This is a genomic window from Thalassotalea agarivorans, from assembly GCF_030295955.1.
In the GTDB taxonomy this organism is placed as follows: Bacteria; Pseudomonadota; Gammaproteobacteria; order Enterobacterales; family Alteromonadaceae; genus Thalassotalea_D; species Thalassotalea_D agarivorans.
The window spans coordinates 1,164,514-1,177,341 of the sequence record NZ_AP027363.1; the positions used below are offsets into that span (position 1 = coordinate 1,164,514).

Annotated in this window: 10 protein-coding genes; 6 read left to right on the plus strand and 4 right to left on the minus strand. The window is 42.8% G+C overall.

Going from position 1 to position 12,828, the window contains the following annotated elements; genetic code table 11:
- Window position 1 precedes the first annotated feature (1 nt).
- The 4 genes from rsxC to QUD85_RS05510 form a co-directional block, all read right to left on the minus strand.
- Window positions 2–2,404, minus strand: a complete 2,403-nt coding sequence (gene rsxC, locus QUD85_RS05495; protein WP_093327563.1) for an electron transport complex subunit RsxC — start codon at window positions 2,402–2,404, stop codon at window positions 2–4.
- Window positions 2,405–2,410: 6 nt separating this feature from the next.
- Window positions 2,411–2,965 (minus strand): electron transport complex subunit RsxB, encoded by a 555-nt coding sequence (gene rsxB, locus QUD85_RS05500; protein ID WP_093327565.1) that lies wholly within the window; start codon window positions 2,963–2,965, stop codon window positions 2,411–2,413.
- Complete coding sequence (gene rsxA / locus QUD85_RS05505; protein ID WP_093327566.1) at window positions 2,965–3,546, minus strand: electron transport complex subunit RsxA; 582 nt, start codon at window positions 3,544–3,546, stop codon at window positions 2,965–2,967. Before rsxA ends, rsxB begins: the two co-directional genes overlap by 1 nt.
- A gap of 110 nt (window positions 3,547–3,656) precedes the next feature.
- Window positions 3,657–5,546: an EAL domain-containing protein gene (locus QUD85_RS05510; RefSeq protein WP_093327568.1), complete on the minus strand. Its 1,890-nt coding sequence runs from the start codon at window positions 5,544–5,546 to the stop codon at window positions 3,657–3,659.
- Window positions 5,547–6,180: 634 nt separating this feature from the next.
- On the opposite strand from QUD85_RS05510, the gene rimP reads away from it, so the two are divergent.
- The 6 genes from rimP (at window position 6,181) to rpsO (ending at window position 12,687) form a co-directional block, all read left to right on the plus strand.
- Window positions 6,181–6,642, plus strand: a complete 462-nt coding sequence (gene rimP, locus QUD85_RS05515) for a ribosome maturation factor RimP (protein WP_093327569.1) — start codon at window positions 6,181–6,183, stop codon at window positions 6,640–6,642.
- A gap of 17 nt (window positions 6,643–6,659) precedes the next feature.
- Entirely contained in the window at window positions 6,660–8,159 is a 1,500-nt protein-coding gene (nusA, locus tag QUD85_RS05520; protein ID WP_093327571.1) for a transcription termination factor NusA, read from the plus strand.
- 19 nt (window positions 8,160–8,178) lie between these two features.
- The gene (gene infB, locus QUD85_RS05525) at window positions 8,179–10,863 is read left to right on the plus strand and encodes a translation initiation factor IF-2 (protein WP_093327572.1); all 2,685 of its coding nucleotides are present in this window, start codon (window positions 8,179–8,181) and stop codon (window positions 10,861–10,863) included.
- 86 nt (window positions 10,864–10,949) lie between these two features.
- The gene (gene rbfA, locus QUD85_RS05530) at window positions 10,950–11,345 is read left to right on the plus strand and encodes a 30S ribosome-binding factor RbfA (RefSeq protein ID WP_093327574.1); all 396 of its coding nucleotides are present in this window, start codon (window positions 10,950–10,952) and stop codon (window positions 11,343–11,345) included.
- A gap of 3 nt (window positions 11,346–11,348) precedes the next feature.
- Window positions 11,349–12,296 carry a tRNA pseudouridine(55) synthase TruB gene (truB, locus tag QUD85_RS05535; protein WP_093327576.1) on the plus strand — a complete coding sequence of 316 codons (948 nt, stop codon included), beginning with the start codon at window positions 11,349–11,351 and terminating at the stop codon, window positions 12,294–12,296.
- Window positions 12,297–12,417: 121 nt separating this feature from the next.
- Entirely contained in the window at window positions 12,418–12,687 is a 270-nt protein-coding gene (rpsO, locus tag QUD85_RS05540; protein ID WP_093327577.1) for a 30S ribosomal protein S15, read from the plus strand.
- Window positions 12,688–12,828 lie beyond the last annotated feature (141 nt).

Consider the following 12,828-nt stretch of genomic DNA (forward strand, 5'->3'; position numbering starts at 1 on the left):
GTTATTCAGCTTCTCTTTGTTCTTTCTTTGCTTTTGCCTTTGCTACTGCGGCAGCAATACGTTGCTTCTTAGCATCTGCGTTATTTTCCGCTGCTTCATCTAGCGGTAAATCAATTTGTGCTGCTTTTTGCTTGGCTTTAGCTTTTGCAACAGCTGCAGAAACTTTCGCCTTTTTCTCAGCAGCAGAAGGTGTTGCTGTTTCTGCAACTTTACTTGTTTTTTTAGCTTTGCTAGCAGTTGTTTTACGCGTAGTTGCCTTTTTAGTGGTCTTTTTGGCAGATGTTGATTTAGCCGGCGCTTTTTTATCAACACTTTCGCCATCCGCTTTTTGTTTTTCTGCTTTTTTCGCTTTAGCTTTTGCAACAGCACTCGCTACTGCTTTAGTGGTCTTTTTCTTGGTTTCTGAGGTTTTGTCTGACTCAGTCGTTGTTTTGTCACTAAGCGCGGCCTTTTTTGCTTTAGCTTTGGCAACGGCAGCGCTCACCGCGGCAGACTTTTTCTTAGCAGTAGCGTCCGTCGGAGTTTTGTCTTCAGCGGCGTTAGTTGCAGAAGCTGCTTCGGCTTCCTTGGCGACTTTTTTTGCTTTTGCTTTGGCTACCGCTGCAGACACTGCTTTAGCTTTCGGTTTTTCTGCTACTTGCTCAAGTTGTGTATCTTGCGTTTCAGTGTCATTACCTTGCTGCTCAGCCTGCGCCGCTTTTTTGGCCTTAGCTCGTGCAACAGCAGCTGCTACTGCAGATGACTTATCTGCTGATTTTGGTTGCTCTTGTGTAGCTGCTTGCGCTGCCTTTTTCGCTTTTGCGCGCGCAACCGCTGCTGCAACTGGTGATGTGTCACTATTCGTTTCTGTGGTTTGCTCTGCCTTTTTCGCTTTAACACGAGCAAGTGCAGCTGCAACTGCTGATTTTTCCTTGTTGCCTTCTTCCGTGCCTGCATTCATACGCGCTTTGCGCGCCTCTGCAGCGAGTCGATGTTTTTCTTCACGCGCAAGTTTGTCGCGCTCTAGTCTAGCCTTACGTGCTTCAAAGCGTGCTTTTGCCTTTTCAGCTTTTACTTCTGCGAAATCTAATTGTCTGATTTCCGCTTTAGCAACACGATAATAATGCACCAAGGGTATTTGACTTGGGCAAACATAGGCGCAAGCGCCACATTCAATGCAATCAAATAGATTAAGCTTACGCAGCTGATCGTAGTCTTGTGCTTTTGCGCTCCATTGCATTTCTTGCGGCAATAACACCGCTGGGCACACTTCTGCACATTGACCACAACGAATACATTCTTGTTCTTGTTGGTCTAAATTGAGCTCGTCCGGCGAGGGCGCCAAGATACAGTTGGTGATTTTTACAACAGGCACATCGGCAGATGGCAAGCTAAAGCCCATCATTGGGCCGCCCATAATAATATGGCGTCTACCATCGTTATTGTATGCCGCTTGTTCAAGCAAGAAGGATACTGGTGTACCTAACAAAGCACGCATATTTTGCGGCTTGTCTAATGCTTGCCCGGTCACAGTGACTACCCGTGATATTAACGGCGTGTCATGTAATATGGCGTCTGCGATTGCTTGGCAGGTACCAACGTTGTGCATCACAATACCGATTTGGCTTGGTAACGTACCAGAGGGAACTTCTTTACCCGTTAAGATTTTGATCAGCTGTTTTTCGCCACCAGACGGATACAGAGAAGGAATGACGCACACTCTAATGTTGCTATGTTGTTCACAAAGCTTTTGTAAAATGGCGATAGCCTTAGGTTTGTTGTCTTCGATGCCAATTAAAATTTGTTTGGGTGAAAGCAGCCCATCAAGAATCTTAATACCTTCAAGAATTTCACTGGCTTGTTCTTGAATCAACAAATCGTCCGCAGTGATGTACGGTTCACATTCAGCCGCATTGATAATCAGGAAATCTACTTCAGCGCTAGTATTTACTTTGATTAACGTAGGAAAACCCGCACCACCCATACCAGCGATACCAGCATTAGCAATCTTATTCAATACGGTTTGCTTGTCTAATTGACTTGGGTCGTTGCACGCTTCGCGCGGGCGCCACTTATCCTGTCCATCAGGTGTTAATATCAAACAGAGTTCCTTCATCGCTGAAGGATGGGCAATAGTATGCTTCTCAATAGCAGAGACAATACCACTTGTTGGTGCATGCACAGGGACTTGCATTGGGTTGCCACTTTGGGTGAGTGGCTGCCCTTTTAGTACCTTGTCGCCAACTTGGACTAATAATTTGCCAGCACTGCCAATATGTTGCTGCAATGGAATAATCAGTTTATCCGGCAGCGGAAGTTGGCGAATAGGCTTATTTTCAGTGAGAAATTTTTGCTCCGGTGGATGAACACCACCGTGAAATTGCCAATAATGCTTTTTGTCGAGTCTTGCTAAAATATTTTCCATCACAGCTTACTTCACCTCCGTGATAGGAATACTTTCTAAATCCCACTGCCACGTTTGAGGCGTTTGCTGGACAGGGCGCATCTCAATACAATCAACAGGGCATGGCGCAACACATAAGTCACAACCGGTACATTCGTCAGCAATAATCGTATGCATCTGTTTAGAAGCACCAATAATGGCATCTACCGGACAGGCTTGAATACACTTAGTACAGCCAATGCAGTCTTCTTCGATAATAAAAGCTACTTTTGGTGTATTGTCTGCTTCATGGCTTTCATCCATGGGGATCGCTTCGACGCCCATTAAGTCCGCAATTTTCTTTATTGTGTCTTCACCACCGGGTGCGCACTTGTTAATCGCGTCACCATTGGCAACTGCTTCGGCATAGGGTTTACAGCCGGGGTAACCACATTGGCCGCATTGTGTTTGAGGTAAGATAGCGTCGATTTGCTCGACGATTGGGTCGCCCTCTACTTTGTATTTTTCAGAGGCAAAACCTAATAACGCACCAAAGGCAGCAGCAAGCAGACCTAATACGGCAATAGCAATGAGTGCTTCCATTACACTTTCACCAAGCCAGTAAAGCCCATAAAGGCAAGCGCCATAAGTCCTGCGGTTACCATAGCAATTGCTGAACCTCTAAAGGCTTTTGGCACATTTGCGTTTGCAATTTTTTCACGCATGGCAGAAAACAAAATAAGCACGAGAGAAAAACCGGCGGCAGCGCCAAAGCCGTAAAAAATTGATTGAAGGAAATTGTGTTGTTCATAAATGTTCAAAAGAGCGACACCAAGTACAGCGCAGTTGGTGGTGATAAGAGGTAAAAATATTCCTAAAACACGGTAAAGATTTGCACTGGTTTTATGCACAACCATTTCGGTAAATTGCACGACTACGGCAATGACCAGGATGAAAGACATGGTTGTTAAAAATTCAAGATCTAGCGGCTGAAGAATATAGGTATTGACGATGTAGCTAAGTAGCGACGCCAATGTCATCACGAATGTCGTAGCTAACGACATACCAATAGCCGTGTCAGTTTTAGACGATACCCCCATGAAAGGGCATAGACCTAAAAACTTAACCAGGACAAAGTTGTTTACTAGCACTGTGCCAACCAGCAACAGTAAATAGTCTGTCATAATGAAAACATTTGATTGCAAGTGGTTGTTATTATCCTTGTTTCTGTCGGAATTAACAACCGACAGAAACTAGGGTTTTTCATATTTAGGTGGGATAGGGGAGGTAGTGCCTAAAGATTCTGCGGTTTACCGATGTAAAAGCCTTGGCACCCGTCCACAAACAATCGTTCTAAGGTGTGTTTCTCTTCCTGTGTTTCAACGCTTTCAGCGAGGACATAAATACTTAATCTATGCGCCAAATCTACCATCAAGCGAAGGAAATACTGATTATTCTTATCTTCGTCAATATCACGCGTATAGGTAGCGTCCATTTTGATAAAGTCCGGCTTAAGATCTCTAAAGAATTTAAATGAGGTTAAACCAACACCAAAGCGCTCAACGGTAATACGAGAACCGACGCGATGTAACATATCGATGAATCGCTTACTGGTTCTAATGTTTTGTTGTAAGCCATATTCGGTAATCTCAAATACAAGCTTAGGTGCAACTTTAGGTTCTCTAAGTAGGCGACGCTCTAACCAAACCAAGAACTGCTCGTCATGGATGGTACGTGCACTAATATTGATGCCGTAACTTTGATCGTACAAATTCTTGTTATTAATTTCAGCAATCGCTGTTTCAATCACAAGTTTGTCGACAGCGACGATGCGATCAAGTTTTTCCGCCATGGCGATAAATGACGCTGTCGGCAACATTTCTTCGTTGCTATTTAAAAAGCGCGCAAGGATTTCGCCGTAAGCACGTGTGTTTCGATTACTTGGCTTGATATGTTGAACAAGCAAAATAATACGCTCGTTTTCAAGTACACCATCAATTTCTTGGCGCCAATTTTGGTTACCATAGTTCGCACTAGTGCTTTTTAATATGTCAGTATCACGTTGCGAATGATATGAATTAACTTGTTGCGTTTGAGCAACACTAATACCCGTATCGGCAAGTGCTAACAATTCACCTAAAGGCTTTTGTTTGTCAAAATAGACCAAACCAGTATTGGCTACAGAATCTAATTCAGAAGAGGTCTGGAAGTCGTCAAATTGTCGTGACAAATCTTTTGCATACTCTTCAGCGTCTTGCAGTTTGGTATTAGGAATGATGGTGGCAAAGTCAGAGCTATTAATTCTGAACAATTCAGCGCCTTGATATTTTTGCGCTGACTTTTTCATAATTTCCGCAACGGCAAGTATGTATTTATCGCCTTCGTGGTAACCATGAATTTGGTTGATGGTTTGTAATTCTGAACAACGCGTAATTAATAGCACACCAAATTCTATTTCATCGTTTTGGTTGATCTTGTTTTCATAGAACTGAACAAACGCATTACGGTTATAAAAACCGGTTAGCTTTTCGTAATAGGCTTCTTTTTCAAGTGCAGATGAGTTCTCTACTTGAGATTCAATCAATTGATGAATTTCACTTAAGCCCTTTTTCAGCTCAGGGATTTCAACAATATCAGGATCAGCACCGCGCGCTACATCGGGCTTCATGACGTGATCAATTTCTTGCTTAATTTGGCGGTTGAAACCGTCAAAGATACGCTTGTACTTAGTGGTACTTAGGTACGCTGACAAGGTCAAAAATAGCGCAGTTGCAGCGATCATGATCAAAATTATTGTAGAGACAAGTGATACTTGTTTTGAAAAGTCCAGCAAATAACTGATTTTAACTTGATGATCTTTAATGATGATTTGTTTCGGTTGCGGCGAGACTAAATTAACCAAAAAGTTAGTTTTACTATTTTTATAGTTAGTCAGCTTGTCACCCGAAATAATATCGATGTTCAATTGCTGAAAGGTAAAGCTTCGTTGCAAAGTTTTGCTAAGAAGGTTAGCTTCTGTGTTGTTCAACGTTTGTGTAGCAAGACTACGTATCGTCTGCTGAGAGTCTTGCTGAACTTGTTCTAAGTAGCTCGACAAAACCGTTAAACTTAATACTGCCATGGTGATGCTAAACAACACACCTAAAACAGTATTTCGAATCAGAAGTTGAGAAAACGTGTACATATTCGCGTCCAATGCCTCAATAAATTAAGCAAATCATCATTAGCCAGCTCATGCGACTTTGCACGAGTTGTTGCTAATTTTAGGATATTTCAATGTTAAATGGCGCTTGAAGTTTGATTTTTATTATTTTCAAACGTTGTTGCGGTTGGCTTTTTATACAAAAATCGCTCGCAACGGGCGCAAGTATATAATTTTATACCATGAAACGAGGCTATAAACTAGCGTAAAAATCGACAACTATTGTATATTTTGTGTTCTGTTTTTCTCAAATACTTCAATAAATTACAGTTTTTTGCTTTTGATGATTCGAAAAAAAAGTAAATTTTATCAAAACGCAGAAAATGCATCAGAAAAAAACTATGTGATTAAAAGTAAATCAACTTGTATTACTAGTGTTGTGGCTATATAATTCGTGCAGTTTTTAATTATTGTATGCACCACTGAGTAGTTTTGCGTTTTTAACTCAAAACTATTGCATAGAATAATTCGACGGGATAGCCCGTCACACAAAGGGTTCAGTGAAATAAAGCCCCGCGTGCAGGGGCTTTTTTGTTTCTGAAAGTGAACATTTTAACCTTTTGATTAGGTTTATTCGCTGGGCTATACGCCCTTTTTTTGTTTCTGGAGAACACATTTGGCTAAATTTGAACAAAAATTGACTGAGATTTTGCGTCCGGCTGTCGAAGAGACAGGCAAGGAATTATTAGGTGTTGAATTTATCAGCGCAGGCAACAATTCAGTTTTACGTTTGTTTATCGATCACCCAGACGGCATTAACGTCGACGACTGTGCGGAAGTTAGTCATCAAGTTGGTGCAATTTTGGATGTCGAGGACCCTATTAGTACAGAATACAATTTAGAGGTGTCTTCACCTGGTTTAGACCGACCTCTATTTGAAAAAGCCCACTTTGAAGCCGTTGTGGGTGAAATTATTAATGTCAAAACGTCAATGCCTATTGATGGTCGTCGCAAATTCAAAGGGACGTTAGAAGCGATAGAAAATGACACTTTGATTGTAATCGTTGATGGTCAAGATTATGAACTGACTATCGGTAATGTAGATAAAGCAAATCTTGTCCATCAATTCGACAAGTAATTTAAAAGGCGAAAAGCATGACTAAGGAAGTATTACTAGTAGTTGATACCGTTTCGAATGAAAAAGCTGTATCGAGAGAGAGTATATTCCAAGCATTAGAAACTGCATTGGAAACAGCGACAAAGAAAAAGTACGAAGGTGATATTGCCGTTCGCGTTGAAATTGATCGTGAAACAGGTGAGTTTGATACATTTCGTCGTTGGTTAGTTGTTGATGATGCTGAGCAACCATTAGAAAATCCATATGCCGAAATTTCTCTTGCGGCAGCACAGTATGATGACAGCACAAAGGAAGTTGGCGATTACGTTGAAGAACAAATTGAATCAGTAAAGTTTGACCGTATTACGACACAAACAGCTAAGCAAGTTATCGTACAGAAAGTTCGAGAAGCAGAGCGCGCTTTGATTGTTGATGCATATCAAGATCAAGTAGGTGAGCTAATCACCGGTGTTGTTAAGAAAGCAAGCCGTGACAACGTTATTTTAGATTTAGGCAATAACGCAGAAGCAATTATCTATCGCGATGACATGTTGCCACGCGAAGTATTCCGTCCGGGCGATCGAGTACGCGGTTTGTTGTATGCGATTAAGCCTGAAGCACGTGGTGCGCAGTTATTTGTGAGCCGCACTAAGCCAGAAATGCTGGTTGAGTTATTCCGTGTTGAAGTACCAGAAATTGGTGAAGAAATGCTTGAGATCAAGGGCGCCGCTCGTGATCCAGGTTCTCGTGCCAAAATCGCAGTTAAAAGTAACGATAAGCGTATCGACCCAGTTGGTGCGTGTGTTGGTATGCGTGGTTCTCGTGTGCAAGCTGTATCTGGCGAATTGGGCGGTGAGCGCGTTGATATCGTATTGTTTGACGACAATCCAGCACAATTTGTTATCAATGCGATGGCGCCTGCTGAAGTAGCATCTATTATTGTTGATGAAGACAGACGCACAATGGACATCGCAGTTGAAGAAGACAACCTAGCAATGGCGATTGGTCGTAGTGGTCAAAACGTTCGTTTAGCAAGCCAATTAACGGCTTGGGAACTGAACGTAATGACAACAGCTGATATGCAAGAGAAGCATCAAGCTGAAAATGACAAAGTATTAGGTCTATTCACTGAGAAGTTAGATATTGACGAAGACTTTGCAACGATTCTTGCTGACGAAGGTTTCACGTCTTTAGAAGAAATTGCTTACGTACCAGTACAAGAGTTATTGGAAATCGATGGTATGGATGAAGATATCGTCGAAGAACTGCGTAACCGTGCAAAAGCAGCGTTAACTACACAAGCGTTAGCTGACGAAGAATCATTAGAAGGTGCAGAACCAGCTGAAGATTTATTAAACCTTGAAGGTTTAGACAAGCACCTAGCATACGTATTAGCGAGTAAAGGCGTTGTAACGTTAGAAGACCTGGCGGAGCAGGGCGTAGACGACCTAGTAGATATTGAAGAGCTAAATGAAGAGCAAGCAGGTGAATTAATAATGGCTGCTCGTAACATTTGTTGGTTTAGCGAAGAAGAGTAATCCCAGGAGAAAAAATTAGATGGCAGAAGTAACAGTTGAACAACTTGCCGAAGAAATTGGTGCTACCGTTGATAAATTGGTAAGCCAATTTGAAGAAACTGGGGTGAAGAAAGTTGCCACAGATGTCGTTTCGGAAGAAGAAAAAGAAGCACTATTAGAGCATCTTAAAAAACAACATGGCGATGATTCAGCGGCTAAACCAAACAAAATGACGTTAAGCCGTAAGAAAAAATCAACGCTTGTATTGGGCTCAGGTAGCAAGGCTAAATCTGTGCAAGTAGAAGTACGTAAAAAACGTACTTACGTAAAACGCAGTGAGCTAGAAGAGCAGCAAATTAAAGAAGCTGAAGAAAAAGCGGCAGCAGAAGCTAAGGCGCAAGCTGAAGCAAACGCGAAAGCAGCAGCGGAAGCAGCAGCGAAGGAAAAAATTGCAGCCGAAGCGGCAGCAAAAGCGCGTGCAGAAGCAGCGGCTGAAGAAAAAGCGAAAGCAAAAGCTGAAGCAGATGCTAAAGCGAAAGAAGCAGCAAAAGCTAAAGCGAAAGAAATAGAAGCTAAGCCACAACCAGATCCGCAAGAATCTGAAGAAGCTAAGAAGCTAAGAGAAGCGCAAGAAGCTGAAGCTCGTGCTAAGGCAGAAGCTGAAGCAGCGGCAGCAGCAGAAGCGGCTCGTAAATTAGCGGAAGAAAATGAAGCTCGTTGGAAAGCGCAAGAAGAAGAGCGTAAAGCACATGAAAATGATGTTGTGCATTTAACCTCTTCTAAATATGCCCAAGAAGCTGAAGACGCAGTAGACAAAGAAGAAGAAGGTGGCGGTCGCCGTCGCAAGAAGAAAAAAGCAGGCAAGCAGCAAGATGCTCAAGTAGCCTTCAAAGGCAAAGGGAAGAAAGGCAAGAAAACGCTTTCTGCTCCGCAAAGCTTACAGCACGGTTTCCAAAAGCCTGTTGAAAAGAAAACCAAAGAAATTCGCATTGGTGAAACAATTTCAGTCGCTGAACTAGCTAACAAAATGGCGGTTAAAGGTGCTGAAGTTGTAAAAGAAATGTTCAAAATGGGGGCAATGGCAACCATTAACCAAGTGATTGACCAAGAAACAGCGGCGCTAGTTGCTGAAGAAATGGGTCACAATGTTGTACTAGTGAAAGAAAATGCCCTTGAAGAAGCGGTGCTATCAGATCGTGGTGATGCAGGTGATGCGGTTACACGTGCACCGGTTGTTACTATCATGGGTCACGTTGACCACGGTAAAACATCATTACTTGATTACATTCGCGAAGCTAAGGTAGCTGCCGGCGAAGCAGGTGGTATTACACAGCACATTGGTGCATACCACGTAGAAACTGAAGGTGGCATGGTAACCTTCTTAGATACACCAGGTCACGCGGCGTTTACATCAATGCGTTCACGTGGTGCGAAAGCAACAGATATCGTTATTATCGTTGTTGCTGCAGATGACGGCGTGATGCCGCAAACAATTGAAGCAATTCAGCATGCTAAGGCAGCTGAGGTGCCAATTATTATCGCAGTTAACAAAATGGATAAAGAAACAGCTGATCCTGATCGCGTTAAGAATGAGTTGTCGCAGCACGATATTATCCCAGAAGATTGGGGTGGTGATACGCAATTTGTTCACGTTTCTGCGAAAACCGGTTTGGGTATTGATGAGTTACTTGAGTCAGTATTACTACAATCAGAAGTACTTGAATTAACCGCTATTGTCGACAAGATGGCAAATGGTGTCGTAATTGAATCTAAGCTTGATAAAGGCCGCGGTCCAGTTGCAACAATTCTTGTACAAGAAGGTACATTGAATCAAGGCGACATCGTGTTATGTGGTTTAGAATATGGCCGTGTTCGTGCGATGCGCGACGAGTTGGGTAAAACCATCACGTCAGCAGGTCCATCAATTCCAGTAGAAATTATTGGTTTAAGTGGTGTGCCTCAGTCAGGTGACGAAGCGACAGTTGTTAAAGACGAGAAGAAAGCACGTGAAGTTGCGTTGTACCGTCAAGGTAAGTTCAGAGACGTTAAATTAGCACGTCAGCAAAAAGCGAAACTTGAGAACATGTTCTCAGATATGGCTGAAGGTGATGTGTCTGAAGTCAACGTAGTATTGAAGTCAGACGTACAAGGTTCACTAGAAGCGATTTCAGATGCGCTTGTTAAGCTATCAACAGAAGAAGTTAAGGTGAAAATCATCGGCTCTGGTGTTGGTGGTATTACTGAAACAGACGCATCCTTAGCCGCGGCATCAAATGCTATCGTTGTTGGTTTTAACGTTCGTGCCGATGCATCTGCGCGTCGTGTCATTGAATCAGAAGGTGTCGATTTACGTTACTACAGCGTTATCTACGACCTAATCGACGAAGTGAAGCAAGCAATGAGCGGTTTACTTGCACCAGAATTCAAGCAAGAAATCATTGGTCTTGCTGAAGTACGTGACGTATTTAAGTCACCAAAAATTGGTGCTATCGCAGGTTGTATGGTAACTGAGGGTATCATCAAGCGTAACAACCCAATTCGTGTACTTCGCGAAAATGTTGTTATCTACGAAGGTGAACTTGAGTCGCTACGCCGCTTTAAAGACGACGTACAAGAAGTTCGTAACGGTACTGAGTGTGGTATCGGTGTTAAGAACTACAACGACGTAAAAGTGGGCGACCAAATCGAAGTATTTGAAACAGTAGAAGTGAAGCGTTCGCTTTAATAGCCACGTTTAGCTTATGCAAAACGGGAGCTTAGCTCCCGTTTTTTAACCCTGCCATTTGATGGCAACAGATAGGAGTTTTACCTATGGCGAGAGACTTTTCTCGTACTGACAGAGTGGGTCAGCAAATTCAAAAAGAAGTCGCTATGATAATTCAACGTGAAGTTAAAGACCCACGTTTAGGCATGGTGACAGTGAACGCTGTTGAGGTGTCACGCGATTTAGCTTACGCAAAGGTGTTTGTAACCTTTCTTGTTATTGAAGAACAAGATTACGCACAAGCCGTAAGTATATTAAATGAAGCCGCTGGTTTTATTCGTACTTTATTAGCTAAGCGCATTAAAGCACGTATTATGCCTGAGCTACGTTTTGAATATGATGCATCACTTGCAGAAGGTGTACGTATGACAAACTTAGTGAATCAAGCTGTCGATACTGATAAGCGTAAAGCTCAAACGGATAGTGACGACGAAGGCGCTTAATCAATGGCAAAACGAAGAAAGGGACGCCCCGTCCATGGCATCGTTCTGCTAGACAAGGGCTATGACATTTCGTCAAATCATGCACTGCAACAAGTAAAGCGCCTTTACTTTGCGCAAAAAGCAGGTCATACCGGTGCGTTAGATCCATTGGCAACCGGCATGCTGCCTATATGTTTAGGCGAAGCAACTAAGTTTTCACAGTTTTTGTTAGATACGGATAAAACCTATCAAGTAACGGCGAAGCTTGGTGTGCGTACCACCACAAGTGATGTTGACGGTGAAGTTGTGTCGACTAAACCTGTGGCGGTTAGTGACGAACAACTAGCACAGGCGCTAGATAGTTTTCGCGGCACGACGCAACAAGTGCCATCGATGTATTCAGCATTGAAATATCAAGGCAAACCTTTATATCACTACGCCCGTGAAGGTATTGAAGTGCCAAGAGAAGCGCGTGATATCACCGTGTTTCGACTTGATCTTTTGCGTTTTGAAGGCGATGAAGTTGACCTTGAAATTCACGTGTCTAAAGGCACATACATTCGTACGATCGTTGACGACCTGGGTGAGAAACTAGGCTGTGGCGCACACGTTTCTGCCTTAAGGCGAATTGCTGTTAGCAACTACCCTGTAGACCAAATGGTTACCATGGAAGAATTACAGCAATTGTTAGATAAAGCGCGCGATGAGGACAAAGCACCATCTACTTATTTAGATCAATTGCTTTTGCCTATGGAAACCGCTTGTGTCGATATGCCAAAGGTACTAGTAGACGATATGTCTGCGAATTATCTACGTCACGGTAACCCTGTTCAAGGCTATCAAGCACCGAGTGAAGGCTTAGTTCAAGTGTTCGCTGGCGATAGCTTTGAAAGTGCTGAATTTATTGGCGTAGGGCAAATTGATGACGACGGTTTAGTGGCACCTAAACGTATTACCGTATTAGACAATTAAATCATCTGATAAAGTACTTGCAATATTAGCGCGTACTGTTAGAATACGCGCTCTTTGATTCCTGCGCTGAATTAGTGTTTGGCCAGGACGATGTAACACTTTAAACACTAAGGTAATTATTATGTCTTTAAATGCAGCAGAAAAAGCAGCAGTAGTTGCAGAATACGCAACTAAAGAAGGTGACACTGGTTCTCCAGAGGTTCAAGTAGCTTTATTAACTACTCAAATTAACCACTTACAAGGTCACTTCAAAGCACACATCCACGATCATCACTCACGTCGTGGTCTATTACGCATGGTAAGCCAACGTCGTAAGCTTCTTGACTACTTGAAGCGTAAAGATGTAGAGCGTTACACTGCGTTAATCGGTAAGTTAGGTCTACGTCGTTAATAGTAGATTTAAACGAAAGATTATTGAAAAGGAGCCTTATGGCTCCTTTTTTGTTTTCGGCGATTCGCTAATGGGGCGAGGGCGCTTCGCTATAGGGGCGCGTTGCTTAAGGGGACAGGGAACAGGGAACAAGGGGCGCGT

What these genes read in the sequence shown, in the direction of transcription:
- rsxC (WP_093327563.1), bottom strand. Translation starts at nt 2,404, where the DNA reads ATGGAAAATATTTTAGCAAGACTCGACAAAAAGCATTATTGGCAATTT.
- rsxB (WP_093327565.1), bottom strand. Translation starts at nt 2,965, where the DNA reads ATGGAAGCACTCATTGCTATTGCCGTATTAGGTCTGCTTGCTGCTGCC.
- rsxA (WP_093327566.1), bottom strand. Translation starts at nt 3,546, where the DNA reads ATGACAGACTATTTACTGTTGCTGGTTGGCACAGTGCTAGTAAACAAC.
- QUD85_RS05510 (WP_093327568.1), bottom strand. Translation starts at nt 5,546, where the DNA reads ATGTACACGTTTTCTCAACTTCTGATTCGAAATACTGTTTTAGGTGTG.
- nusA (WP_093327571.1), top strand. Translation starts at nt 6,660, where the DNA reads ATGACTAAGGAAGTATTACTAGTAGTTGATACCGTTTCGAATGAAAAA.
- infB (WP_093327572.1), top strand. Translation starts at nt 8,179, where the DNA reads ATGGCAGAAGTAACAGTTGAACAACTTGCCGAAGAAATTGGTGCTACC.
- rbfA (WP_093327574.1), top strand. Translation starts at nt 10,950, where the DNA reads ATGGCGAGAGACTTTTCTCGTACTGACAGAGTGGGTCAGCAAATTCAA.
- truB (WP_093327576.1), top strand. Translation starts at nt 11,349, where the DNA reads ATGGCAAAACGAAGAAAGGGACGCCCCGTCCATGGCATCGTTCTGCTA.
- rpsO (WP_093327577.1), top strand. Translation starts at nt 12,418, where the DNA reads ATGTCTTTAAATGCAGCAGAAAAAGCAGCAGTAGTTGCAGAATACGCA.